The organism is Caulobacter sp. ErkDOM-C (assembly GCF_048541825.1).
Lineage (GTDB): Bacteria > Pseudomonadota > Alphaproteobacteria > Caulobacterales > Caulobacteraceae > Caulobacter.
Genome location: NZ_CP183332.1, coordinates 2288834 through 2313965 on the forward strand (window position 1 = coordinate 2288834; position 25132 = coordinate 2313965).

Below are 25132 nucleotides of genomic sequence, written 5' to 3' on the forward strand. Positions count from 1 at the left end.
TGCACGACCTGCCGCTGGGTAAGTCTTCCACCAGCCCCTTCCCTCGCCCACACTCCTCGCAACGAGAAGAAAAGCGGGAGGATGCGATGCTGGAAGGACTCCGGGTCGTCGAGCTGGCCACCTATATCGCCGCGCCTGGCGCTGCGGGGATCATGGCCGACTGGGGCGCCGACGTGATCAAGGTGGAGTCGCCTGAGGGCGACCCCATGCGGCGCTTCTTCGACACGATCGCCTCACAACAGGACGCCAATCCCGTCTTCGAGCTCGACAACCGGGGCAAGCGGGCAGTCGTGCTGGATATTCGCTCTGACGCCGGGCGCGAGGCAATGGAGGCCCTGGTCGCCACGGCCGACGTCTTCCTGACCAATGTTCGCCCTGGCGCCCTGGCGCGGGCCGGCCTGGACCACGCGACGCTGAGGGCGCTCAATCCGCGCCTCGTCTATTGCAGCCTCACAGGCTACGGCCTTGAAGGCCCGGATGCCGACAAGGCCGGGATGGACGTCGCCGCCTTCTGGTCGCGGGCGGGGGTGGGATCCATTACCGCGCCGAAGGGCGCAGAGCCCTTTCCGATCCGCACCGGAATGGGCGATCACGTCACCTCGCTGGCCACCGTCTCGGCGATCCTGGCGGCAGTGTTTGAGCGGCAAACCACAGGCGTTGGCCGCCTGGTTGAGACGTCTCTGCTCCGGGCCGGCGTCTATGCGATCGGTTCCGACATGGCGATCCAGCTAAGGTTCGGGAAGCTGGCTTCGACCCGCGGCCGGCGCGAGGCGATCCAGCCCCTGGCCAATTTCTTCAAGACCCGCGACGGGCGCTGGATCTGCCTGCTGCCCCGCCAGGGCGCCACCGACTGGGCCCGTATCGCCCAGGCCGCCGGCAAGCCCGAACTGGTCGACGATCCACGCTTCGCCTCCGCCAAGTCTCGCCGCGAAAACACCGCCGCCCTGGTCGACCTGCTGGATGCGGCCTTCGGCGCCATGGACTACGAGGACGTCGCCGTCGCTCTGGACGAGGGCGACCTGACCTGGGCGCCCTATCAGACCCCGCGCGAACTGGTGGGCGACCCCCAGGCCGAGGCAGCGGGCTGCTTCGTTGACACCCCCGATGGCGCCGGCGGGACGTTCAAGGCGCCGGCCTCCCCGGCCCGCTTTCCGGGCGCCGAGGATGGCCCGCGCGGTCCCGCGCCGAAGCTGGGCGCGGATACGGCGACGGTCTTCAGGGAACTGGGGTGGTCCGAGGGCCAAATCGCGGCCCTGACGGGATCTAGCGGTTGATCTTGTCGTCCTTGGCCTCGGCCAGGACGCGCAGCATTTCGCTGGAGAACATCGAGCTGGCCAGACGCTGACCGGAGCCCGCGCCGGAGCCCAGGCTGCCGAACGTCGTATCGGCGTCCTGGGAGCCGCGAAGGATCAGTTGAACCACCGCTTCCTGCTGGTGGAGGCGCTCCAGGCGGCGACCGCTGGCATACTGGACAAAGCCCTGGTCGGCGCCGGCGCCTCTGGAGGGATCGACCGCGCGGCTGGCGCCGCCGGTCTTGGTCAGGTTGGCATAGACCTCGCCCACGGTGGCCGGACGACCGTCACGATAGAAGATCGAACGATTGGCCTGGGCGGCGTCGGGAAACAGCGCGGCGGCGCTGGCGCCGGGGGTCTTGTTGGCGGCCTCAATCAGGCGCGCCGAGCCCTGCGGGCCCAGGAAGTGTGCGGCATAGAGCTCACCGGCCGTCGGGGTGCGACCCACCCGGCCGCGCAGATAGGAGGCATGGTCCGAGGCCAGCTCGCCGGCCATCAGGGACGCGGCGTGCGGATCCATCTTGAGCGCCAGAACCGCCTTGCGGGCCTCGTCGCCGGCCACCTTGAAGCGACCATCCGAGCCCTGCGAGATCAGGTCGGCATAACGAGCATAGCCATATTTTGCGCCATGCTTCTTCAGCGTGCCCAGCCAGGTCTGATCGACGAACTGGAACAGGCCCGAGGCCGACGAGGTCCGCGCCTTGGCGGCGGGGTTGTAGCCGCTCTCGCGCTTGGCGGTGCCCATCAGGAACGTGAAATCAACGCCCGTCGCGCTGGACGCGCGCTGGATCGCCGATTCTACGACACTGCGGATGGATTGGACGGCCATAGCGTCCATGCCTGAACGATCATGGTTAATCGGCCCTTAACCAAGTCAGTTTGGCAGGCGCGAGGCGCAACATGCCGCACCCCATCGAATAGGGAAAATTACAGGCGTACAAATTATCGACGATAGATTACGATTGTCAATTTACAGCGCCCGAGCGCCGTGGTGATCTGAACTTACAGTCGTAATGTTCAAAAGGGAGATCATCATGGCCATCGCGCTCAATCCCCAGGGTTCAGGCCTTCCAGGACTGGACCGCGGTCCGCGCAAGCCCTCGCCTGTGCTGGTCGTGGCGCTCGGCGCGTCCGCGGCCGTCCACATCGGGCTGATCGCCTATCTCGCCTATACGCGCTACGTGACGCCGTTGCCGGACGCTGGCGAAGACTCGGTCATCACGATCCAGCCCCCTTGGATCAAACCGCCACCTCCCCCGCCACCGAGGTCGACCGAGCGCCCACCCTCGAACCCGACTCCCTTGCATCCGCCTCTGGTGACACCCTTCACGCCGCCAGTCACTCTGCCCATCGCGCCGCCGGACCTCGTCGCGCCGCCCAGCCTCGCGGGCCCGCCGACCCTGACCTCAGACCCGCCGTTGGTCAGCCCTCCGGTCGCACCGACGGCCAAGGTCATCACCCGCGCCAACTGGCTGCGCAAACCCTCGGCCGGCGATCTGGCGCGCTACTATCCCGACGGCGCGGCCCGCCGCGAAATCTCGGGCAGCGCCACCCTGAACTGCGCCGTGGCGGCCAATGGCGCGGTGCGCAACTGCATGATCGTGTCGGAGACGCCGGTTGGCGAAGGCTTCGGCGACGCGGCCCTGAAGCTGTCGCGCTTCTTCCGCATGAGCCCGCAGACCGAGGACGGCCAGGCCGTCGACGGCGCGACGGTGCGCATCCCAATCCGCTTCAGTCTGTAGGCCGACCCCGTTCCGGCTTCCTTCCAGACTGAGGTGGTGGCCGGACCTCCCCCTCGAGGTCCGGCCTTCTCTGTCAGTAGCTCTTGGGCAGGCCCAGCACGCGCTCGGCGATGAAGTTCAGGATCATCTCGCGGCTGATCGGCGCAATGCGGGCGATCATCGCCTCGCGGAAATAGCGCTCGACGTCATATTCCTTGGCGTAGCCCATGCCGCCATGCGCCAGGACGGCGTTCTCGCAGGCCGTGAAGCCGGCCTCAGCGCCCAGATATTTGGAAGCGTTGGCCTCGGCCCCGCAGTCCTTGCCCATGTCGTAGAGCGCGGCCGCCTTGAAGGCCAACAGGTTGGCCGCCTCCAGCTCGGCCCACGACCGGGCCAAGGGATGGGCGACACCCTGATTCTGGCCGATCGGCCGGCCAAAGACCACCCGCTCCTTGGCGTAGGTCGTGGCCTTCGCCAGGGCCGCCCGGCCCAGGCCAACCGCCTCGACCGCGAACAGCACTCGCTCCGGGTTAAGGCCGTGCAGCAGGTAGGCAAAGCCCTTGCCCTCCTCGCCGACCAGATCCTCGGCCGGCACGAACAGGTCCTCGATGAAGAGCATGTTACATTCGACGGCCTTGCGGCCCATCTTCGGGATCGGCTTGGCCTCGATCTTCTCGCGGTCGGTATAGAACAGGCTCAGGCCCTGGGTCGGCTTGGCGCACTGGTCCTTGGGCGTGGTGCGGGCGATGATCAGGATCTTGTTGGCCCGCTGGGCGCCGGTGGTCCAGATCTTCCGGCCATTGAGGCGATAGCCACCGTCAACCTTTTCCGCCCGGGTCTCGAGGCTGGAAGTGTCCAGGCCCGAATTGGGCTCGGTCACCGCGAAGCACATCTTGTCCTCGCCAGAAATCAGACGGGGCAGATGCCTGGCCCGTTGTTCGTCGCTGCCGAACTTGACGATCGGCATCGGGCCAAAAATGTTGAGGTGGATGGCCGAGGCGCCCGAGAAGCCCGCGCCCGACTCGGTCACGGCCTGCATCATGATCGACGCTTCGGTCAGGCCCAGGCCCGCGCCGCCGACACTCTCCGGCATGGCCACGCCCAGCCATCCGCCCGCGGCAATGGCGGCGACGAAGTCCTCAGGGAAGTTTCCGCTCTCGTCGGTGCGGCGCCAGTAGTCGTCGTCGAACCCGGCGCACAGCTTGGCCACGCCCTCGCGGATCGCTTCCTGTTCGTCGGTCAGCCAAAATCCGGACATCTCATTCCCCTGCTTGCCTATGCCTCGGGCTCTCGATCGAAACGGCGCGCATCGAACTGCGCCGCGTACGGTCCCGGGTCCTTGTCCGTCAGATACGCCGCGACCAGACCCGCCACAAGCGGCGCCAACAACCAGCCGTTACGTCGCGCGCCGACCGCCAGCATGACACCGGGTCTTGCGCTCCAGCCCACCAGCGGCAGGCCATCGACTGTCGAAGCGCGCACGCCGACCTGCGTTGTCGCGGTCACGCCCGCCAGATTTTGCCGCAACGCCGTCGCCGCCTTCAGCAACGGAGCCGTCTTCACCGGGTCGGGCGCCAGATCATCTCGCCCAAACTCCATCGTCGCCCCCACCACCATGGGGGCGCCAGGACAGAGATAGACGCCGGGACCGCGCACGACCGAGCCGGCGCCCAGGTCATGATCCAGACGAAGGATCTGTCCCTTGATCGGCGCCAGGGCTGCCGTTTCCGGAGCCAAGGCGCCGTTGCGTGAAGCTGCGCCGGTCGCCAGCACCAGGGCGTCGAAGCGCTCTGCCCGGCCGTCCGACAGGCTCAGGACGCCGTTCTGATAGCTGATGACAGAGGCGCTCTCGAAACGGACGCCCAACGCGCTCGCCGCAGCTCTGAAGGTCGCAAGCGCGGCGTGAGCATCCAGCCGCCAGTCCTCGACGAGCAGTAGCGCGCCATCCGCATGGTGATCGTCAGGCAGACCCAAGGCAAGCCGCCGCGCCGCGATCGCGGCGAGCCAGCTGGCGCCGCCTTCGATGCGGACGCCGTCCTTCAGGACCTCGATGTCCAACCCATCGACAAAGACCGGCCACAGGTCCCTGGCCCGCCGCAACAGGGCCAGATGGGGCGTGGAGGCTTCATCGAACAGCGCTTCGCTGGCAGGTGCGAGCATGCCGGCGGCGACGCCCGAGGCGTTGTCACCGGGCGTGGCCGGATCGAAGACCGTCACGGCCAGTCCAGCGCGCGCCAGGGCCAGGGCCGTCGCCGAGCCGAAGGCTCCGGCGCCGGCCACCGCAATACGCGCGCCTGACACAGTTCCCATGCGGCGCAATCACCTCCCGAGGCGCCAAAGGTCAAGCCCTTGCTGCCCAGAACTTTTGCTCGCCCAGATCAAATGGCTCCACCCTGACGCGCATTGACGCAGTGTGGGTGCACAGACGTGACTATGGGGGTCGGGTCAGGTTATCTTGCAGCGTCCAATTGCGCCGCTCTCCCTAAGGAGGCTTTGGTCCGCGCCATTGGAAGGAATGGATTGGCATGAACGAGAAGCCCGCCGCCGACCTGGCTCACCCCGTCGATCTGTATGTCGGCGCCCGCCTCAGAATACGGCGCAAGGTCATGGGCCTGAGCCAGACGCAAGTCGCAGACGCCTTGGGCATCACCTTCCAGCAGATCCAGAAGTACGAGCGCGGCTCCAACCGGATCAGCGCCTCCAAACTTTACGATGCCGCCCGCCTCCTGCAGGCCCCGGTGTCCTACTTCTTCGAGGGCCTGGGTGAGACCGATGGCGGCAATGACGACGGCTTCGCCCAGCGCATGACCGAATTCGTCTCGACGCCCGAAGGCCTGGAACTGGCCGCCCTGTTCCCGCGGCTCGACGATCGACGCCTGCGCCGGCGTGTGGTCGATCTGGTCCGGGCGATGGTCGAAGACGAACCAGGCTGATGCAACGCGGACCGACGCGATCCGCTGACTCGATGCGGTCAAACGGTCCGGTCGTGCGTTGAAAGACGCGGGGAGACTTTGCCACGCTTGCGTCGCGACCCAGAATCCGGGACAAGGAATTAATACTCTACTTTTTTGATAGAATTTATCCATGCCCCCTCTCCCCCTCGTCGCCGTTGTCGGTGGCGGCTTCAGCGGTCTGATGACGGCCCTGCACCTGGCGAGAGCCGGAACCGTCCGGGTGCGGTTGATTGAGAGGTCTGCAAACTTCGCCCAAGGCGCAGCCTATTGCACGGCCAACCCCGACCATCTGCTGAATGTCCGGGCCGGCAATATGAGCGCCTGGCCAGACCAGCCGGACCATTTCGCCCAATGGCTTGCCCAGCGTCGCCCCGACGCCGGAGCCTTCGCCAGCCGGGGCGAGTACGGCCTCTACCTGCAAGCCCTTCTGGCGAACGCCGCCGGGGCTGACGGACGCCTGTCCCTCGCCGCTAACGAGGCGGTCGGACTGAACCCGAATGGCGCTGGATGGCGGATCGACTATGCCAGAGGCCAGGCCGAGCAGGTCGATGCAGTCGTACTGGCCCTGGGCAATCCACCGCCGGCCACACCTGTGGGCGTAGCGTCCGAGGTCACCGACAGTCCGCTGTATCACGCCGATCCCTGGCGTCTTCAGGCGTTGATCAACGACGCCATGACAGCGCCGACCCTGTTGATCGGCTCAGGCCTGACCATGGTCGATGTGGCCCTGAGTCTGGCCCGGTCCACGCCCGACCGCACGATGATCGCCCTGTCGCGCCGCGGTCTCGCCCCCCTGGCCCACGCCGCGACGTCGCCGGTCGAAGCCCGGACGCCGCCCGCCAGCGCCTCGCCGATGGCCCTGCTGGTCTGGCTCAAGTCCGAAGCGCAACGCCAGGGCTGGCGCGAGGCTATCGATGCCCTGCGCCCGCACACCCAGGCGATCTGGCGTGGCTGGAACAGGGTCCAGCGCGCCCGTTTCCTGCGCCATGCCCGGCCCTATTGGGATGTCCACCGGCATCGGCTGGCGCCCGAGGTTGCGGCTCGCGTCCAGGCCCTGATCGACAGCAGAGCCCTTGTCCTGCTGACCGGGCGCATCGAAAGCCTGACGAAGGGCCCCGAGGGCCTGCGGCTACAATGGCGGCGACGGGGGACAGATCAAACCCAGACCCTGGACGTCGGCTGCGCCATCAACTGCACCGGCCCCGCCGCCACTTTCGGCGCCCACCATGATCGCCTGCTCGACGCCCTGTGCTCACAGGGCCAGGCGCGCCCCGACCCTCAGGGCCTTGGCCTGGAGGTTGATGGCGAAGGACGGCTGATCGGCGGCGATGGCGCCGCACAACACCGGCTGTTCGCGGTCGGCCCCGTGACGCGCGGAGCGTTCTGGGAGATCACCGCTGTGCCCGACATCCGCGTTCAGGCGGAGCGGACGGCCCAGGCGGTCATCGAAGCCCTGCGGACCTGATCCTCAGTCAAACGCCACGCGCAGACCGATCCGCGCCATGCGGGGACTGGCGAAACCCGCGACGCCATCCGCCGTGCGCGAGACCTCGACCGCTTCGTCCAGCAGGTTGTCAGCGGCCAGATAGGCCGTGACCCCGCTGGCCAGCCGCCAGTCGGCGCGGGCGTCAAGCCTGAGCCCCGCCGCCAGGACCCGGCTGTTGAGGTCGTCGTCGAAGCGCTTGCCCTCCCAGGTCAGGTCGGCGTCAAGGTTGAGGCGGTCGGAAACCCGCCACGACAGGCCCGTGGTCGCGCTCCAGATCGGCGCCTGGGCGGGACGCTTGCCGGTCAACTGAGGCGCCGCTGCGCCGCCGTCCACCCGCGCGTCGGTGATGGAGGCGGCAACGCTGAGATCGACCGCCCCGCCAAGCTTGCGGGTGGCGCGCGCCTCAAGGCCGATGGCGGAGATCTCGCCGGTGTTGCGTCGTTCGCGCAGCACCCCGCCGGCCGGCACGAAGCCCGCGCGAGGAAAGACGCCGGGCCCCGCGCCAAGGGTGACATTGGCGATCGGATCCTCGATCCGATTCCAGAATGCCGTCGCCTCGATCAGGTGGCGCTCGCCCTGGCTCGAAACCCCGGCCTCGACCCCGAACAGTCGCTCGGGCATCAGGCCGGCGTTGGCCTCGGTGATATCATTACCGACCCGGAAGGGGCGGTGCAGTTCATTCAGGGTCGGCGGGCGGAAGCCGCTATAGGCCGCTAGCCTCAGGGCCCGCCCTTGGCCAAAATCCCGACGCGCGCCCAGGCGGGCCGTGGCGACCTGGCCATCGCGATCCACAGGTCTGTCGTCGAGCAGCACCGCGCCACTGGCGGCGTCGCGCTCGACCCGCAGGCCTTGGCCAGAGGTCCAGCGATCCAGACGCAGGCCGCCAGCCACCAGCCACCGATCCGGGGTCCAGGCACCTTCGATATAGGCGCCGGCCACGGAGGTCTCGCCGCCAGCGCGACGGTCCCGGGTGAAGGCTCCGGCCAGATAGCGGAAGCGCTCCCGCACCTCGCCCTCCGTGAAGCGCGCATCCAGGCCGACCTCACCCTCGAACTGCGGCGAGCTCCAGCGCAGGGCGGCGTTGGCGCCCTGACCGGTGGCCGGCGTGGCATACTGATCATTGGCCGGAGTTGTCGTGGCGCGGCTCGCGGCGACGGCGACGGAGCTGTTGGCCAGGTCACTCTCACGTCGCCAGGCCTGAAGTCGCCAGCCCCAGCCGGCTTCCGCCGGCGCTCTGGCCAGGGTAGCGCTGATCGATGAGCCTGAGGCCTTGGCCCGGGCTCCGGCCAGACCCGCTCCGCGCTCTTCGCTGTAACCGCCAAGGCGGACGGACAGTTCGGCGCCCCCCAATGGAGCGTCGAGGCGCAGAGCTGCGCTGCGGGCGTCGAGATCGACCGGCGTATCCGCCGCGCCGCGCGCCGGGCCGCGCACCGGCGTATAGCCGTCGCCATGGTCGTAGGCGCCGCTGGCGAACAGCTGAACGCCGCCGATCTGCGTCGTCGCCGCAGCCGAAGCGCGCGTCACGCCAAGCGTTCCTGTCGAGAGATCAGCAACCGTACCGGCGTCGCGTTCGCGCAGGGAGATGACGCCCGTCAGAGCCCCCGCGCCATAGGGTCCCGCCCCGGCGCCGCGCACGATATCGGCCCCAGCCAGGGCCTCCGGCGCCAACTGCGACCAGATCACCCAGCCGCCGAACGGATCGTTCAACGGCGCGCCGTCCAGCAGGACCAGTGTCCGCCCGGTGCCGGAGGGCGCGATGGCCCGCAGGCTGATCCCCTGGGTCGTCGGATTGGCCGAGAGGCTCGAGGTTCGCCGAAACAGCGACACACCGGGCGTCCGGCCGAGCGCTTCATCGACCCGCACCGCGGAGCCCAGATCCGCCTGATCGATCCGCACGACCGAGAAGGCGACTTCACCGCGAAGGGGCGGCAGGCGGGCGGCGGTCACCACGACCGCAGCCACGTCGGGAGGCGGTAAATCAACCGGCATGAATGTCCTGGTTCATCTGGAGATCTCTGGCGTCCGAGTTCAGGGGGAACGGCCGAATCCGCGGGGTTACAACAGCCTGCAAACTGCATGGCCGGCCCGCTCTCTGGAAGGCCTATTGCGGCGCCTGGCTAGGCGCATCGGTGGCGCATCGCCGAAGGGCAGCCAACGACTCAAGCCTTGGAGCGGAACCTTGGCAGGGTCAGAGCGGTTTCAGGATGCGGCCTAGTCGTGGCCAGCCAGGGGAACAGTCCGTCATGCGTATCGCCCAAGTCCCGCCGCTGTATGAGGCCGTTCCCCCTCGCCTGTATGGCGGCACCGAACGGGTCGTGGCGCATCTGACCGATGCCCTTGTCGAACTTGGGCACGACGTCACCCTGTTCGCCAGCGCGGAGGCCCAGACCAAGGCCAAGCTGGTCATTGTGCGCGATCAGGCCATCCGGCTGGACCCCGCCCCTCTGAAATCCGACCTGGCGGCGCATTTGGCGATGCTGCTGGAGGTTCGCGATCGCGCGGACGATTTCGACATCATCCACTTCCACACCGACATGCTGCAGTTTGGCCTGTTCGCGGACATGGCCGAGAAAACCCTGACCACCCTGCACGGCCGACTGGACCTGAAGGACCTGCCCAACCTCTATCGGCGCTATCCCGAATTTGGCCTGGTCTCGATCTCGGACTCCCAGCGCGCGCCCCTGCCGAAAGCCAACTGGGTGGGCACGGTGCTGCACGGGCTACATTCCGACGTCGACACCTATCGCCACAAGAGCGAGGGCTATCTAGCCTTCCTGGGCCGCATTTCGCCCGAAAAGGGACCCGAGCGCGCCATCGCGATTGCTCGGAGCGTCGGTCGCAAGCTGAAGATCGCCGCAAAGATCGATCAGGCCGACGTCGCCTATTTCCATGAAGTGGTCGAACCGCTGCTGGCGGATCCGCTGGTCGAGTTCGTCGGTGAGATCGGCGACCAGGACAAGGGCGCGTTCCTGGGCGGCGCCGACGCCCTGCTGTTTCCCATCGACTGGCCAGAGCCGTTCGGCCTGGTGATGATCGAGGCCATGGCCGCCGGTACGCCCGTGATCGCCTATGAGCGTGGTTCTGTGCGCGAGGTGATCGAGGAAGGCCTGACCGGCTTCATCGTCAACAGCCAGGCCGAAGCCGTCGCTGCGGTCGGCCGCCTGGGCGAGCTGAGCCGCCGCGCCATCCGGGATCGCTTCGACTTGCGGTTCTCGGCCATTGCGATGGCCCGACGCTACCAGACCCTCTACGATCAGATGATCGAGACGGGCGACGTTGGTCTAAGCTTGGCGCGAAGCGCCTGACAAGACAGGGCGACCCCATGGATGACGCTGCTCACGTCCCGCCCCTGGCCGCGGAACAGGAAAGGACGGGCGAGCCGCGCCCGCCCTTCCCGCTCTATGCGCTCAAAGACCACGACACCTTCCTGGTCGCTGACCTCTTCGGCGACATCGGCGGGGTCGGAGATGGGCTATTTCACAACGACACCCGGGTGCTGTCGAAATTCCGGCTGACACTCGGCGGCGCGGCGCCCTCGCATCTCAGCTCATCGATGTCGCAGGACAACGTCTTCTTCAACTGCCACGCCACCAACCAGAACCTGCCGCTGCTGGGCGCGGGCGCGGCGCCGCACGGAACGATCCACCTGGAGCGCAAGCGCTTCCTGTGGGATCAGCGCTGCTACGAGCGCCTGACCTTCACCAACTATAGCCGCGACTTGGTCATGCTGCCCGTCAGCCTGGAGTTCGAGGCCGACTTCAACGACATGTTCGAGGTGCGCGGCTCCAAACGTGGGGCCCGCGGGTTGCGGACGACGCCCGTCGCGGAAGGCCGCTCGGTCCACTTTGCGTATACGGGGTTGGACGAGGTCGAGCGCGGCAGCGTGATCAGCTTCTCCGAACCGCCCGGCCGTCTCTCGCCCTCCCGCGCCGACTTTCTGTTCATGCTGTCGGCCGACGACCGCTTCGAGTTGTATGTCGAGATCGGGCCGACCCTGGCCCATCCGCCGACCCGGCAGCGTTGGCGCGAGGCGGCCGCCCGGGCACGGCTGAGCATGCGCCAGCGCACCCGGCGCGGGGCCCGTCTGCACAGCTCCGGCCGGCTGTTCAACGAGTGGCTGGACAAGTCACGCGCCGACCTGGCCCTGCTGACCACAGAGCTCGACACCGGCCCCTATCCCTATGCCGGCATCCCCTGGTTCTCGACGCCCTTTGGTCGCGACGCGATCATCACCGCTTGGCAGGTGCTGTGGATCCAGCCCGAACTGGCGCGCGGGGTGCTGTCCTATCTGGGCAAGCACCAGGCGATAGAGATCTCGGCCTTCCAGGACAGCGCCCCTGGCAAGATCATGCACGAGACCCGGCGGGGCGAGATGACCGCCCTGGGAGAGCTTCCGTTTGGCCGCTACTATGGCGGGGTCGACACCACGCCGCTGTTCGTCGGCCTGGCCTGCGCCTATGCCGAGCGCACAGGCGACATGGCCTTTGTCGACGGCCTGTGGCCCGTCCTGCTCAAGGCCATCGGCTGGATCGAACAGTTCGGCGACAGCAACGGCGACGGCCTGATCGACTATGCGCGCGGCGCAACCAGCGGCCTGTCAAACCAGAACTGGAAGGACAGCGAAGACAGCGTCTTCCACGCCGACGGTAAGTTCCCCGTCGGGCCGATCGCAGTGGTCGAGGTGCAAGGCTACGCCTTTGCCGCGTTCAGGGGCATGGCCGATCTGGCCCGACGGCGCGGCGAAGTCGCCAGCGCCCACCGCTGGGCCGAGCGGGCCGAGAGCCTGCGCCAGACCGTCGAGGACCGCTTCTGGATGGAGGATCAGGGCTTCTACGCCATGGCCATCGATGGCGCGGGAAAGCCCTGCCGTGTGAAGGGCTCCAATCCGGGTCATCTGCTGTTTTCGGGCCTACCCAGTCCGGAACGGGCCAAGCGGGTCACCGAGACCCTGCTGGGCTCGGCGTTTCACGCCGGCTGGGGCCTGCGAACCCTGGCCTCAGGCGAGCCGCGTTTCAATCCGATGTCCTATCACAACGGCTCGATCTGGCCGCACGACACCGCTCTGTGCGTTCTGGGCATGGCCCGCTATGGCGAGCGCCAGGGCGTGGTGCGGATGCTGGCCGGCCTGTTCGAAACCGCCACCCATTTCGAAATGCGCCTGCCAGAGCTGTTCTGCGGCTTCTCGCGCGCCGCCGGCGAGCCGCCCGTGGCCTATCCTGTCGCCTGCCTGCCGCAGGCTTGGGCGGCCGGGTCGGTATTCATGATGTTGCAGGCCTGCCTGGGCGTCACGGTGGATGGCTGGAAGGGCAAGGTCACCCTGAAAGATCCTCGCCTACCCATCGGCGTCGATCGGCTGGATATCGACAGCATCGTCCTGGGCGACAAGGTCGTCGACATTCGCCTGAGCCGAACAGGCGACAGGACCCGGGCGCGGATCAATCGCCAAGGCTCGACCGCTGGCGTCTGGCCAGGCCGACTGGCCTGTTGAGCCCACGGCGTGCGGTCTGATGCGCTCGCTCAGCACCTTGACCCTGGCGTCGCACTACGCCTCACTCGGCGTCACAGCCTCGATCTCGTCGATCAGCGTCTTGGCGCCGTCGTGCTCGACAGAGGCTTCGTCCAGCCTGTCGTTTTCGACCTCGCCGCGCGCCTGCAGTCCCTAGTGCGGAGCTCGATGAGAGATGTTCGCGTCGCGTCGAAAAAATGGGACTGGACTGACCCAAGGGCGCCGCCCGTTTGATCGCGTCCACCGTTCCGCCTCGACGCGAGATCGGCTCAAGGATCAGGAGGACGCCGTATGCCCGAAGCTCTCATCATCGACGCCTGCCGCACGCCGCGCGGCATAGGCAAGGTCGGCAAGGGCGCCCTCGCCGACTTTCACCCCCAGCACCTGGCCGCCACCGTGCTGCGCGCCCTGGCCGACCGTAACGGCCTGAACACGAGCCAGGTCGACGACATCATCTGGGGCACCAGCACCCAGCGCGGCAAGCAGGGCGGCGATCTGGGCCGCATGGCCGCGCTCGACGCCGGCTATGACGTGCGGGCCAGCGGCATGACGCTGGACCGCTTCTGCGGTTCAGGCATCACCACCGTGAACCTGGCCGCCGCCTCGATCATGTCGGGCATGGAAGATCTGGTCATCGCCGGCGGGACCGAGATGATGTCCTACACCGCCGCCACGGCGGACCGCTCATCAGTGGGCCTGCTGGACTCCGGCAATCTGCGCCTGCGGGCTCGCCATCCGCAGACCCACCAGGGCGTCTGCGCAGACGCCATCGCGACCCTGGAAGGCATCTCCCGCCAGGCGCTGGACGAACTGGCCGTGGTCAGTCAGCAGCGCGCCGATCAGGCCATCCGCGAGGGCCGGTTCGACCGCGCCCTGGTGCCGGTGCTGCGCGACGATGGTTCAGTGGCGCTGGACCGCGAAGAGTTCCCCCGCCCCCAGACCACCCTGGAGAGCCTGTCGCAGCTGAAGGCTTCGTTCGAGATGATGGCCGGCGTGCCGATCGACGAGGCCGGGACGACCCTGGGCGGCCTGATCAACCAAGTCTATCCGGACCTGAAGATCACCCACGTCCATCACGCGGGCAACTCCTCTGGTGTGGTGGACGGCGCAGCGGCAGTGCTCCTGGCCTCTCCGGCCTATGCGGCGGCCCACGGGCTCAAGCCCCGCGGCCGTGTCGTGGCCATGGCCAATATGGGCGACAGCCCGACCCTGATGCTCAACGCCCCGGTCCCGGCGGCCCGCAAGGTCCTGGCCAAGGCCGGGCTCACGGTGGACGACATCGACCTGTGGGAGATCAACGAGGCCTTCGCGGTGGTCGCCGAGAAGTTCATCCGCGACCTCAACCTGGATCGCGACAAGGTCAATGTGAACGGCGGGGCCATGGCCCTGGGGCATCCCATCGGCGCGACGGGATCGATCCTGATCGGCACGATCCTTGACGAGCTGGAACGCCGCGATCTGAAGCGCGGCCTGGTGACCATGTGCGCGGCGGGCGGCATGGCCCCGGCGATCATCATCGAGCGCATCTGACACGCTCTTGGCCAACACGGACGACAAATGAAAAGGCCCCGGCTTCCGCCGGGGCCTTTTTCAGTCGCTGGCGATGGTACTGCCTCTCAGGCTTGAACTGAGGACCTCCGGTTCCACAAACCGGCGCTCTAACCAACTGAGCTAAGGCAGCGCATCGCGAGGGAGTGTCTTTAGTCGGAGGCGCGAGCAGGATCAAGCACCGAAACAGCCCCCACAAAAGGAAAACGCCCCGGAGCCGAGACTCCGGGGCGTTCCTGTCTTTTCCGGTCTGGCCAGGCCCTATTGCGGGACCTGGAAGACGATCGGAACCGTGATGGCGCCGCCATCGACGGGTGCGCCGTCGAGGGTCTTCGGCTTCATCCGGAAGAGGCGCGACAGCTTGATCGCGGCATCCCCGAAGCCGTAGTCGGCAGGGTTCTCGGAGACCACGGAGCAGCCTTCGAGTGAGCCCCTGGCCGTCACGGTGCACGAGATCGTCGCGCGGCCGTTGACTTCCATCCGTTGTGCACGGTCCGGGTAGTACCGGGCCATGTCGTCCGAACCAGGCTTGCGGGCCCAGTCGGGACGCGTGATCACCGAAGCGCGCGGCGGCGGCGTAGCCACCGGCGGAGCGGCCGAGATCACCGGCGGAGCCGATTGTTCCACCCGCTTCTCAACGGGAGGGATCGGCAGCGGCGGCGGCGGCGTGATGTCCGGCGGCGGCGCAATCGGAGGTCGAGGCTGAACCACCGCCGGCGGAGGCGGAGGCTCATTGGTCGGCGGAGGCGGCGGCGGAGGAGGCGGCGGCGGCGGCGGCGGGGGCGGAAGCTCCACGTCTACGGCGTCGTCCGAATACTCTTTAAAGACCGACTCAAATTTCTGCTTCGCCAGATAGGCAAACAAAGCAGCGTGCAAACCAACCACAACCAGGGTGGCAACCCCGAAGGCGCCTAGACCCTTTTTGCGTCGCGGACCATCCGAAGTGAGCGGATCGTAGCGGCGATGCTCGGGCGTCTGTTGTTCAGCCATGCATTCACCCCTAGCTATCATCCCGGCCGATAAGCGCCACGCTGTAGAAGCCGTTATCCTGGAGGGTGTTCATAACCTCCATGAAAGCTCCGTAGCGCGTCTTTTCGTCAGCCCGGATGAAAATACGCTCCTTGGTCGGATCGCGTTTGCCGATGTTTTTCGCGAGGTCCTGCCCCATCTCATCCACGGTCGTCTGGTAGTCGCCGATGAAGACGTTACCGTTGGCCTTGATGGAGATGTAGACCGGTTTTGGCGGGTTTTGCGATGCTTTCGCGACCGCCGGCGGCAGGTTCACTTCGACCGACACGGAGGCTAGCGGAGCCGCCACCATGAAGATGATCAGGAGAACCAGCATGACGTCCACGAAGGGCGTAACATTGATCTCGCTGTTCTGTTCGACGTTGAACCTGTCGCCCCCACCGCCTGAGAGTTTGGCGGCCATCGCTTTTACGCCCCTTTGTCGAGCTGACGCGAGATGGCGTTCATAAGTTCAGCAACGAAGCCTTCCGAGCGGGTGCCGTAAGCCGAGATGCGGGTCTGGAAGTAGTTGTAGAAGATAACCGCAGGAATAGCGGCGAACAGACCGATACCGGTGGCGAGAAGCGCTTCGGCGATGCCGGGGGCGACGACGGCCAGGTTGGTCGTGTTGGTGTTCGCGATGCCGATGAACGAGGTCATGATCCCGTAAACCGTACCGAACAGACCGATGAACGGACCGCCCGAGCCGACCGAGGCCAGGAACACCATGCCGCCCGACAGACGCTTGGCCAGCGAGGACTGAACCGCGTTGATGGCGTAGGTGGCGCGGGTCAGGGTGGAGTCGCGGTGCTCGCCGGCGACGGCCAGACCGGCCTGACGCGAGAGCTCGACTTCCTGAGCTGCAGCAGAGGCCATATCCGCCATCGGGTTGCCTTCGAACTCTTCCGACGAACTGATGCGAGCGATATCAGCGATATTGCGCGCGCCGCGGAAGGCTTCCAGGAACTTGTCCGACTGCTTGTTCAGCGAACCGAACTCGAAAATCTTGGTGATCAGCAGAACCCAGGAGAAGATCGAGGCGAGGATCAGGCCGATCATAACGACCTTAACGACCACGCCAGCTTGCATGAACATGCCGACCGGGGTCAGCGAGTGGCTTTCCTTTTTGGCTTCTTCGGCGGCGGGCTCTTCAACCGGAGCCGGAGCCGGAGCAGCAGCGGCGTCAGCGGCCGGGACTGCGGCGCTTTCGGCGGCGGCCGGGGCGGGAGCCGCGGCGTCCTGAGCGAAAGCCGGGGCGCTTGCCATCAGCGCGAGTGCGCCGACGAGAGCGATGAGGGGGGTCTTCCGTTTAATGTCGAGCATCTGTCGCCAGTTCCTGATTGGTCTAGCACGTTTGGACCGAGGGTCGTCGCGCGAGAGCGTTTCTACCCTAACTCTGAATAGTCCCCTAAGGCGGTCGAAATCTCTTCCAACCTCAGCGGACCCGCTTCGCTGCGCTCGACCCGTTACGCCCCTCGCGAGGACCAAGCCCTCCAGAAGGATCGTTTCGAAGCGCGAATGGCCAAAGCCCCCGAAGAGGCTCTGACCTTACCCCAATGTTAGAATTGCGGCAGGGGTCCTTTGGCAACCCCTTTTCGTACCGTCAAGGGGTTCTTCTGGGCATAAAATTATCGTCGCAATTCCCCTTGCCCCCACCTTGCTGCACTGCACAAAAGCTAAATCAGGATTTGAGGGCGGTTTTTCCCTAGCAACGGGAATATTCGCGCTGCAGTGCAGCATGGAAACAAAACAGCGGTTGGTGAGAGACAGGCGCCCAGCCAACCAGGGCGATTGTAATCCAGCCTCGCCAGCGAGGCGGAACGCTCAGGCTGTGCGGCGGGCTGGACGGGGCGGTCCGGGCCAGCCAAGAGGTCGACCCAAACGGCCAGCCCCGCTGCAAAACATCAAACGAGGTCGGAAAGAGAAAAAAATGGTGCCTGGAGCCGGATTCGAACCAGCGACACGCGGATTTTCAATCCGCTGCTCTACCAACTGAGCTATCCAGGCCCTTGGGCCAAGCGGTTCGAAAACCGCTTCAGCGCCCGCCTTGCAGCGGGGAGCCGCGTCTATAGGCGAGGCCGATTTGGTTGTCCAGCGCCCTAATCGTCATTCCTGCGGATCTCTTCCGAGAGCGGATTCTCGTCGTCATCGTCGGTCCCGGAGACCACGTATCGACCCGACAGCCAGCGCTGCAGGTCGACGTCCGCGCAGCGCTTGGAACAGAAGGGTCGCGCCGCCGGATCGACCGGCTTGCCGCAGATGGGGCAGCCACTGCTCATGATGCAGACACCTCCATGTGGTCGACCGGCCAGCCTTCGACCGCTTCGACAACGAATCTGCGCCCCAGGCGGTCGGCGACGCCGGCGTCGAGCACGCTGAAAGCCGCCGCGACCAGGGGCGCGCAGCGGGCGATCAGGCGTCCGCCGGGATCGGCCCGGCCCTCGCGCTCCAGGGCTCGCGCCAAACGGCGCGCCATGGCCGGCGGGTTGGCCTGCCCGCGCTCATCCAGCAGTCGGTCGAGAATCGATCGGCCGCGTCGGGGAATCGTCATCTCCAGCGTGCCGAAGCGACTGATCGCCCCGATGGCCACGCCGGGATTGTCGACCGAGAAGGCGTTGCGGGCCGCCGTCGACAGGGCCTGGCCGTCATGACCGCGCCCGACCAGGTCAAAGACGACAATGCCGCCCAGCCCCTTCAGACGCAGAATCCGGGCTGCGACGCCCAGAGCGGCCATATTGGCCTGCCGAGCGGCGCGCTTGGCGTCGAGACCCTCACGGGCGCCCAGATCCACATCGATCGCCACCAGGGCTCTCGTAGGCTCGATGCTGATATCGCCACCACCGGGCAGGGCGAAGAGGGTTTCCAGCGCTTCGGCCTCGGCCGCCTCGACGGCAGCCAGGGCCGATTCGCCGCTGGTGGGCGATCCGGATTTCACCAGCAGACGCAGCTGTTGTTCGACGGTGAAGGCCGGCTCCAGCACGCGAGGCTCGCCCTCCCCTTCCCCGATGAAACGGGCCACGGCCGACTTGTCGCGGCGCGAAGGGGTGCGGATCTCGATCTCGACCAGACCGCCCTCGACCAGCTTGGGCATGTCGGGACGCTGGGGCAGCAGCACGTCCTGGCCGCCGGGCAGCTGGACGAAGGCCGAGGCGAAGGCTTTTTCGATCTTGCGAATGCGGGCCACGCCGCGAACGCCTTCGACGTCCAGCGGATCATCGCCGTCCCAGGTCGCGATCAGCCGCTCGGGGCGACCGTCCAGGGTGACGACGCCGACGGTCTCGCCGACGCCCCTATAGAGATAGGCGCGACGTTCACTCATGATGCTTTCCAGCCCAGCCCGCGCAGCAGGTTCAGCGTCTCGTACAGCGGCAGGCCAACGACGCTCGTATAGGAGCCGTGCAGGTCGATGATGAACCCGCCGGCCACGCCCTGAACAGCATAGCCGCCCGCCTTGCCGCGCCATTCGCCGCCGGCCAGATAGTCGGCCTTCTCGAGATCGGAGAGCAGCTTGACCTGCACCCGGGTCTCGACCAGTCGCGAGGCCTCGCGGCCATCCGGCGCGATGACGGCGACGGCGGTCAGGACCTTGTGGTTGCGACCCGACAGCAGGGCCAGGCACTTGATCGCCTGGTCCTCGGTCTCGGCCTTGGGCAGGATGCGACGTCCGACCGCGACAACCGTGTCGGCGGCCAGGACGAAGTCGCCCGGAGCCCGGCCCGCCACAGCGCGCGCCTTTTCCCGCGCCAGGCGCAGGGCGTGGAGACGCGGGGTCTCGTCACGCAAGGGCGTTTCATCGATGTCGGCGGGATCGATCCGGTCGGGCGTGACGCCGACCTGCGCGAGCAGGTCCAGGCGCCGGGGACTCGCGCTGGCCAGAACCAGCGCCGGCTGGACGGCCGTAGCGGAAGCCATCGCCCCTACTTGAAGCGGTAGGTGATACGGCCCTTGGTCAGGTCGTAGGGGGTCATTTCAACCAGCACCTTGTCGCCGGCCAGCACGCGGATGCGGTTCTTGCGCATCTTGCCGGCGGTGTGGGCGATGATCTCGTGAGCGTTTTCCAGCGTCACGCGAAAGGTCGCATTGGGCAGCAATTCGCTGACCGTACCGGGAAACTCAAGAAGTTCTTCCTTAGCCATCAGGCCTCTCAATTGGAGCAAACAGATAGCCGCGAGGACGCCCCGACCGGGTGGTCGAGACGTGAGCCGTCGCGGCGAGGCGCCTCTATAGCGCATTCACCCCCCGAACGTCGATGGCGCGCCGAAACGTCTCTTGATGGCGTCGGCCAGACCATCACGGACCTCGCGATAGGCCTCAAGCCGGGCCTCGCGGGAGCCGTCGACCAGGGTGGGATCATGGGTCGGCCAGTACTCGATATCGACCGCCCGGTCCCGCGCCAGCTCGACGGCGCGGTGCTGGGCCTCAGGCGTCAGCGAGACGACGACGTCGAAACTGTCGTCTTCCAGCTGGGCGAAGGTCTTGGGTTTGTGATCGGAAACGTCCAGCCCCAGCTCGTCCATCACGGCGACGACAAAGGGGTCGATCCCCTCATCGGTGGGGTCGCCGCGCAGCCCGCACGAATCAACGAAGGCCCGGGTGCCGTAGAACCGCTTGAACAGTCCCTCGGCCATGGGGGAGCGCACCCGGTTGTAGTTGCAGGTGAAGAGAACGGCGTCCGGCAGAGCAGGCAACGCGCCCTAGCCTCGCCAGTGCAGCGCGCAGATCAGGGTGAACAGGCGGCGCGCGGTGTCGAGGTCGGTCTTGACCTTGCCCTCCAGTCGCTCGCGCAGCAGGGACGAGCCCTCGTTGTGCAGACCGCGCCGGCCCATATCCAGGGCCTCGATCTGCTGGGGCGTCGAATTGCGGATCGCCGAGTAATAGCTGTCGCAGATCATGAAGTAGTCCTTGATCACCCCCTTGAAGGGCGACAGGGACAGCAGATGCCGGCGCTCGTAATTGGGACCGCCGATATCGAAGGCCAGCCGGTTCTCGATCAGCGACAGCTTCAGGTCATAGGGACCGCCCTTACCGTCCGCCGGCTCGAAATAGTTCGAATCGAGCAGATCGAAGATCGCGACCTGACGCTCCTGCTCCTGGTCGCGCGAGGCGGCGGCGAGGCTGTCGTCGTCGATGACGATCGACTTCAGGTGCTGGTTGGCGTTGGCGTCGGTCATGGGTCGCCCAAGCTTTGCGCGTCAGCCGGCCGAAGGCAACCGGCCCAGTCGGATTTGGGCCGAAAGGGCGTGGGCCGGCAGTCCCTCGGCCATGGCCAGGGCCGCCGTGTGCGGACCCAGGATCGCGAACGAGGCCGCATCGCACTTCACGATCGAGGTGCGCTTGAGGAAGTCGTAGATCGACAGCCCCGACTGGAAACGCGCCGCGCGGCTGGTGGGCAGCACGTGGTTGGAGCCGGCCACATAGTCGCCGATGGCTTCGGGCGTCAGGCGACCCAGGAAGATCGCGCCGGCGTGGCGCACCCGGTCGGACAAACGCTCGGGATTGTCGAGGGCGAACTCGACGTGCTCGGGGGCGATGGCGTCGACTAGGGCCGGGCTCTCGTCCAGCGGCGCGATGATCACCGCGCCGTGGTCGCGCCACGAGGCGGCGGCGTCTTCACCGGTAGCCAGGGTCTTGAGGCGCTCAAGCACGGCGGCCTCGACGGCGTCGGCGAAAGCCGGGTCGTCGGTGATCAGGATCGACTGGGCGGCGGGGTCGTGCTCGGCCTGGCTCAGCAGGTCGGCGGCGATCCAGTCGGGATTGTTCTGGTTGTCGGCCACCACCACGATCTCGGAGGGACCGGCCAGGGCGTCGATGCCGACCACGCCGTACAGGCGGCGCTTGGCGGCCGTGACATAGGCGTTGCCGGGGCCGACGATCTTGTCGACCGACTGGATCGGTCCGGCGCCATAGGCCAAGGCCGCGACGGCCTGGGCCCCGCCGATGCGCCAGATCTCGGTGACGCCGGCTTCCTTGGCGGCGGCCAGCACGGCGGGCTGCAGCTTGCCGGGCGGGGTGACCATGGCGATGCGGTCGACCCCGGCCACCTGGGCGGGCACGGCGTTCATCAGCACGGTCGAGGGATAGGCCGCGCGGCCGCCTGGTACATAGACGCCCACGGCCTCGATCGGCGTCCAGCGCCAGCCCAATTGCACCCCGGCCTCGTCGGTCCAGGCCTGGTCGGCCGGACGCTGGCGGGCGTGATAGGCGCGGATGCGGGCGGCGGCGAAAGCGATGGCCTCACGCACGTCGGCGGGCGTCTGCGCGGCGCCGGCCTCGATCTCCTCGGCCGTGACGCGGACGGTCTGTTCGGTCAGGTCGACGCGGTCGAACTTGCGGGTCAGGTCCAGCACGGCCTGGATGCCGCCGGTGCGGACGGCGTCCAGCACCTGAACGACCGAGGCGTCGACATCCGCGGGCGATCCCCGATCCTCGTCCAGGAAGGCCTTGAAGGCGGCGGCGAAATCAGGAGCGGAAAAGTCGAAGCGGCGCATGGGGTGTAGATGCGGGTTTTTGCGTGGGAGACAAGGGGTGTTGGCGCAGTTGCGCCCTCCTGACCTGCTTCGCAGGTCGTCCTCCCCCGGAGGGGGAAGATGAGGGTCGGCGCGTTTCATCTTCCCCCTCCGGGGGAGGACGGCTGCGCAGCAGCCCGTAGGGGGCAAGTCTGGCGGACACGGTTTCGCAGCCTCGCGCGGAAACCGCCGAGTTGATGGGAAGGGTCGCGGAGCGTCCGGGCCTCGCCCGGAGGATGGGATAGTTGAATACCGTTTCGACGAAGACAGACGCTCCGCGTGATCTTCAGACGGAAGCCTTCGAGGCGCGGGGTTTTAACCCGCTCCCGACATTCGGCCTCCGGCGGGTGGAGGGGTTAGCGACCCCGTCCAGACCGCATGGGCGATTTCAGCCCATGCCTGCTGCGCTTCGTGCGGGCGTCGCCAAAGGGCGTTCCCAGCGGTCCCGGTCCGGCTTCAACGCGTCCGGCCCCCGCAAGGACCGATCCGCTCCACCAGACCCTGCCGGGCCTTCAGACGACGGCCGACGGACGCTTCCCGCTCGACCACCCCTGACAGCCGCAACGGTCGCCGTACGTGCGCCCTTCCCGTGCTGTCAGGTGAGATTGATTATGCGGGCGGTTTCGGCGCGTCTGATTGGCGCGATCGATTATTTTACAAGCGGTTGATTGGGTTGGCATTTGTTCGGGAAAGTACGGGGATTGAGCGCGGTCTATCCCCGAACGCCCAGCCCTCTCCCCGGGGGAGAGGGAGGGACCCACGCTTGCGTGGGAGGGTGAGGGGTTACACCGTCAGCCGTCCTGGCGCCCGAAGGCCTTGCCTTGTCCGGAGCGGCTTCGCAAACCCCTCATCCTCCCACGCCTGCGGCGCGGGCCCCTCCTTCTCCCTCTGGGAGAAGGGTTCGATCTGGGCGCCCCGCCCGCCTTGCGCCGAAGGGAGCCATCCTTAAATCTCACGGCGAGACGATCGCCGGTCTGTCCAGGTTGCTCAAGGACGGCGCTCCGCGCCGCCGCGGAGCGGCTGGCCGCAGGCCAGTCCTTGACCAACCTGGACAGTCCGGCACGCTGCAACCTCCAGGAGATTTAAGGATGAGCGGGACGCGGGGCGTCCGCTTGTTGGATGGGCGGGGATGTCTGCTTCCGACCCTGAGCGGACGTTCTGAATCCCTCTCTCTATGAGAGAGGGGTTCCGAGGTCCGCTCCCCACCCCGAACTGACAGTCGAAATGTCCGCTCTCCGCACCGACGGCCGCATTCTCCGGTACCGGCAAGTCCCCCCCCCTCAAACCCGCCTTCAGTCGCCGCCTCCGGCCCGAGCCACCCGCATCATCCCCCAATAAACCGCCCCCGCGATCCCCAGCCCCACAAACCACGCATACGTGTAAAGCCCGGTCCAGAACGCCCCCACGCCGACAAACAGGTGCGGCGCGGCCGAGGCCAGGAACCCCGGCAGGTTCGGCGCGACGCCCACCGCCAGGGCGGCCAGCGCCGCCGGGTTCCAGCCGCCGCGATAGGTGTAGGCGCCGTCCTTGGCGTACAGGTCATCCACCGCCAGCACGGTCTTGCGCAGCAGCCAGTAGTCGACGATCAGGATCCCCGCGATCGGCCCCAGCAGCGCGCCATAGCCGACCAGCCAGACGAAGATGTAGCCTTGGGTGGTCTCCAGCAGCTTCCACGGCATGATCAGCACCCCGATGCCGGCCGTGATCCAGCCGCCGATGCGATAGGTGATCTTGCTGGGCCACAGGGCCGAGAAGTCATAGGCCGGGCCGACCAGATTGGCGGCGATGTTGCAGCACACCGTGTCGAGGCTGATGATCAACAGGCCGATCACCACCGCGATGCCGCCGATATCGCCGGCCAGTTGCACCGGATCCCAAACCGCTTTGCCGAACACGATCACCGTCGCCGAGGTGGTGATCACGCTGACCAGGGCCAGCAGGCCCATGGGGATCGGCAGGCCGATGGCCTGGCCCAGGATCTGGTCGGCCTGTTTCTTCGCAAAGCGCGTGAAGTCGGGAATGTTCAGGGCCAGGGTCGCCCAGAACCCGACCATGGCCGTCAGTGCCGGTACGAAGACGCTCCAGAACTGGCCGGCCTTGGGGCCGCCGTCGACGAAGGCCGAGGGCTGGTGGAAGATCGGACCCAGCCCGCCGGCCTTGTCCATCGCCCACCAGACCATCAGGGCGCAGATGACCAGCTTGATCGGCGCGGTCCAGGTCTCCAGCCGGCGCACAGCGGTCAGGCCCTTGGTGACGAACAGCAGCTGGATGCCCCAGAAGGCCAGGAACGCCAGCAACTGGCCCAGGCCGATGCCCAGCAGCGGGATCGGCGCGCCCACCAGGCTGCGGCCCATAATGACGCCCAGCAGGGTCAGCAGCGCGCCGCCGCCGATCCAGGTCTGGATGCCGTACCAGCCGCAGGCCACCACCGCCCGGGCGACGGCGGGGATCCGCGCGCCCTTCCAGCCGAACGAGGCCCGCGCAAGCACCGCATAGGGCACGCCGTGCCGCGCCCCCGCATGGCCGATCAGCAGCATGGGAACCAGCACGACCAGATTGCCCAGCAGCACGGTCGCCACCGCCTGTCCGGCCGACATGCCCTGCTCGATCAGGCCCGAGGCCAGCATGTAGGCGGGCACGCAGATGACCATGCCCAGCCACAGGGCCGCGAAGTGCCACCAGCGCCAGGTGCGTTGCGCCTCGCCCGTCGGGGCCAGGTCTTCATTCCAGAGATCGCGGTCGGGGGCGCTCATGCGTCGGCTTCCCGCGGGCGCAGGACGTCAGCTCGCGCCGGCCCCCGCCTCGGACGCGAGGGACGAGCTTAGGTGGGGTTTGGCTTGCGTGGCAAATGGCGGAGGCGCGTCACGGTCAGCAACGCCGCCTCCGTCGTCGGCGGCTAGGTCAGTCCCGCATAGGCCAGGGTCGCGATGCCGGCGACCATGACCCCGAACAGGCTGACCAGGGCCAATCGACCCCAGTCGAAACAGGGGCCGCCATGCCGCAGCACGGGCGGAGCGGGTTTGGTGATGTCGCACGCAGCAAAAAACACCGACTGGGTTTCCCCGGTCGCATAGGACTTCCTGGCCATGACGGCCTCCTAACGATGCTCAC

At 67.1% G+C, this 25132-nt stretch carries 24 protein-coding genes and 2 tRNA genes; 8 read left to right on the top strand and 18 right to left on the bottom strand.

All coding sequences use genetic code 11. The features are described 5' to 3' along the window. Window positions 1–86 precede the first annotated feature (86 nt). Window positions 87–1274, top strand: coding sequence for a CaiB/BaiF CoA transferase family protein (locus ACN2C8_RS11180; RefSeq protein ID WP_419251819.1), 1188 nt, complete (start codon window positions 87–89; stop codon window positions 1272–1274). Here the strand turns inward: ACN2C8_RS11180 and ACN2C8_RS11185 are convergent. After that, a complete protein-coding gene (locus ACN2C8_RS11185) occupies window positions 1264–2121 on the bottom strand; it encodes a transglycosylase SLT domain-containing protein (protein WP_419251820.1) in 858 nt (285 codons plus the stop codon). The two genes, ACN2C8_RS11180 and ACN2C8_RS11185, sit on opposite strands and share 11 nt — an antisense overlap. Before the next feature lie 205 nt (window positions 2122–2326). On the opposite strand from ACN2C8_RS11185, the gene ACN2C8_RS11190 reads away from it, so the two are divergent. After that, the gene (locus tag ACN2C8_RS11190) at window positions 2327–3034 is read left to right on the top strand and encodes an energy transducer TonB family protein (RefSeq protein WP_419251821.1); all 708 of its coding nucleotides are present in this window, start codon (window positions 2327–2329) and stop codon (window positions 3032–3034) included. 73 nt (window positions 3035–3107) lie between these two features. Here ACN2C8_RS11190 and ACN2C8_RS11195 read toward each other — a convergent pair whose 3' ends face one another. Continuing rightward, window positions 3108–4271: an acyl-CoA dehydrogenase family protein gene (locus ACN2C8_RS11195; protein WP_419251822.1), complete on the bottom strand. Its 1164-nt coding sequence runs from the start codon at window positions 4269–4271 to the stop codon at window positions 3108–3110. 17 nt (window positions 4272–4288) lie between these two features. Then, window positions 4289–5323 (bottom strand): NAD(P)/FAD-dependent oxidoreductase, encoded by a 1035-nt coding sequence (locus ACN2C8_RS11200; protein WP_419251823.1) that lies wholly within the window; start codon window positions 5321–5323, stop codon window positions 4289–4291. A gap of 215 nt (window positions 5324–5538) precedes the next feature. Here ACN2C8_RS11200 and ACN2C8_RS11205 point away from each other — a divergent pair, with 215 nt between their 5' ends. Further along, window positions 5539–5946, top strand: a complete 408-nt coding sequence (locus ACN2C8_RS11205) for a helix-turn-helix domain-containing protein (protein WP_419251824.1) — start codon at window positions 5539–5541, stop codon at window positions 5944–5946. 151 nt (window positions 5947–6097) lie between these two features. Next, window positions 6098–7432, top strand: a complete 1335-nt coding sequence (locus ACN2C8_RS11210) for an FAD/NAD(P)-binding protein (protein ID WP_419251825.1) — start codon at window positions 6098–6100, stop codon at window positions 7430–7432. Window positions 7433–7435: 3 nt separating this feature from the next. Here ACN2C8_RS11210 and ACN2C8_RS11215 read toward each other — a convergent pair whose 3' ends face one another. Continuing rightward, a complete protein-coding gene (locus ACN2C8_RS11215; protein WP_419251826.1) occupies window positions 7436–9442 on the bottom strand; it encodes a TonB-dependent receptor in 2007 nt (668 codons plus the stop codon). 254 nt (window positions 9443–9696) lie between these two features. On the opposite strand from ACN2C8_RS11215, the gene ACN2C8_RS11220 reads away from it, so the two are divergent. The 4 genes from ACN2C8_RS11220 (at window position 9697) to ACN2C8_RS11235 (ending at window position 14489) form a co-directional block, all read left to right on the top strand. After that, a complete protein-coding gene (locus ACN2C8_RS11220; protein ID WP_419251827.1) occupies window positions 9697–10758 on the top strand; it encodes a glycosyltransferase family 4 protein in 1062 nt (353 codons plus the stop codon). 17 nt (window positions 10759–10775) lie between these two features. Beyond that, entirely contained in the window at window positions 10776–12941 is a 2166-nt protein-coding gene (locus tag ACN2C8_RS11225; protein WP_419251828.1) for a glycogen debranching N-terminal domain-containing protein, read from the top strand. A gap of 19 nt (window positions 12942–12960) precedes the next feature. After that, window positions 12961–13116, top strand: coding sequence for a hypothetical protein (locus tag ACN2C8_RS11230; RefSeq protein ID WP_419251829.1), 156 nt, complete (start codon window positions 12961–12963; stop codon window positions 13114–13116). Window positions 13117–13250: 134 nt separating this feature from the next. Then, entirely contained in the window at window positions 13251–14489 is a 1239-nt protein-coding gene (locus ACN2C8_RS11235; RefSeq protein WP_419251830.1) for an acetyl-CoA C-acetyltransferase, read from the top strand. A gap of 74 nt (window positions 14490–14563) precedes the next feature. Here ACN2C8_RS11235 and ACN2C8_RS11240 read toward each other — a convergent pair. From ACN2C8_RS11240 to ACN2C8_RS11305, 14 genes are all read right to left on the bottom strand, one after another. Then, a tRNA-His gene (locus ACN2C8_RS11240) sits at window positions 14564–14640 on the bottom strand. 128 nt (window positions 14641–14768) lie between these two features. Then, on the bottom strand, window positions 14769–15497 hold the full coding sequence (locus ACN2C8_RS11245) for an energy transducer TonB (RefSeq protein WP_419251831.1): 729 nt from the start codon (window positions 15495–15497) through the stop codon (window positions 14769–14771). Window positions 15498–15507: 10 nt separating this feature from the next. Continuing rightward, window positions 15508–15939, bottom strand: a complete 432-nt coding sequence (locus ACN2C8_RS11250; protein ID WP_419251832.1) for a biopolymer transporter ExbD — start codon at window positions 15937–15939, stop codon at window positions 15508–15510. Between the two features lie 5 nt (window positions 15940–15944). Beyond that, window positions 15945–16838, bottom strand: a complete 894-nt coding sequence (locus tag ACN2C8_RS11255; RefSeq protein WP_419251833.1) for a MotA/TolQ/ExbB proton channel family protein — start codon at window positions 16836–16838, stop codon at window positions 15945–15947. Window positions 16839–17446: 608 nt separating this feature from the next. Continuing rightward, window positions 17447–17522: transfer RNA gene (locus ACN2C8_RS11260), tRNA-Phe, on the bottom strand. A 92-nt stretch (window positions 17523–17614) separates the two neighbouring features. Beyond that, entirely contained in the window at window positions 17615–17794 is a 180-nt protein-coding gene (locus ACN2C8_RS11265; protein WP_419251834.1) for a DNA gyrase inhibitor YacG, read from the bottom strand. Continuing rightward, a complete protein-coding gene (locus ACN2C8_RS11270) occupies window positions 17791–18834 on the bottom strand; it encodes a ribonuclease E/G (protein WP_419251835.1) in 1044 nt (347 codons plus the stop codon). The genes ACN2C8_RS11265 and ACN2C8_RS11270 overlap by 4 nt, the downstream gene beginning before the upstream one ends. Then, window positions 18831–19427 (bottom strand): Maf family nucleotide pyrophosphatase, encoded by a 597-nt coding sequence (locus ACN2C8_RS11275; RefSeq protein WP_419251836.1) that lies wholly within the window; start codon window positions 19425–19427, stop codon window positions 18831–18833. The genes ACN2C8_RS11270 and ACN2C8_RS11275 overlap by 4 nt, the downstream gene beginning before the upstream one ends. 5 nt (window positions 19428–19432) lie before the next feature. Beyond that, complete coding sequence (infA, locus tag ACN2C8_RS11280; RefSeq protein WP_035044427.1) at window positions 19433–19651, bottom strand: translation initiation factor IF-1; 219 nt, start codon at window positions 19649–19651, stop codon at window positions 19433–19435. A gap of 96 nt (window positions 19652–19747) precedes the next feature. Then, window positions 19748–20143 (bottom strand): low molecular weight phosphatase family protein, encoded by a 396-nt coding sequence (locus ACN2C8_RS11285; RefSeq protein ID WP_419262246.1) that lies wholly within the window; start codon window positions 20141–20143, stop codon window positions 19748–19750. Window positions 20144–20209: 66 nt separating this feature from the next. Then, entirely contained in the window at window positions 20210–20686 is a 477-nt protein-coding gene (locus tag ACN2C8_RS11290; protein ID WP_419251838.1) for a UPF0262 family protein, read from the bottom strand. Between the two features lie 21 nt (window positions 20687–20707). Then, entirely contained in the window at window positions 20708–22003 is a 1296-nt protein-coding gene (gene hisD / locus ACN2C8_RS11295) for a histidinol dehydrogenase (RefSeq protein WP_419251839.1), read from the bottom strand. Window positions 22004–23313: 1310 nt separating this feature from the next. Beyond that, window positions 23314–24774, bottom strand: coding sequence for an NCS1 family nucleobase:cation symporter-1 (locus ACN2C8_RS11300; protein WP_419251840.1), 1461 nt, complete (start codon window positions 24772–24774; stop codon window positions 23314–23316). Window positions 24775–24917: 143 nt separating this feature from the next. Then, window positions 24918–25109 (bottom strand): hypothetical protein, encoded by a 192-nt coding sequence (locus ACN2C8_RS11305; RefSeq protein ID WP_419251841.1) that lies wholly within the window; start codon window positions 25107–25109, stop codon window positions 24918–24920. Between the last annotated feature and the right edge of the window lie 23 nt (window positions 25110–25132).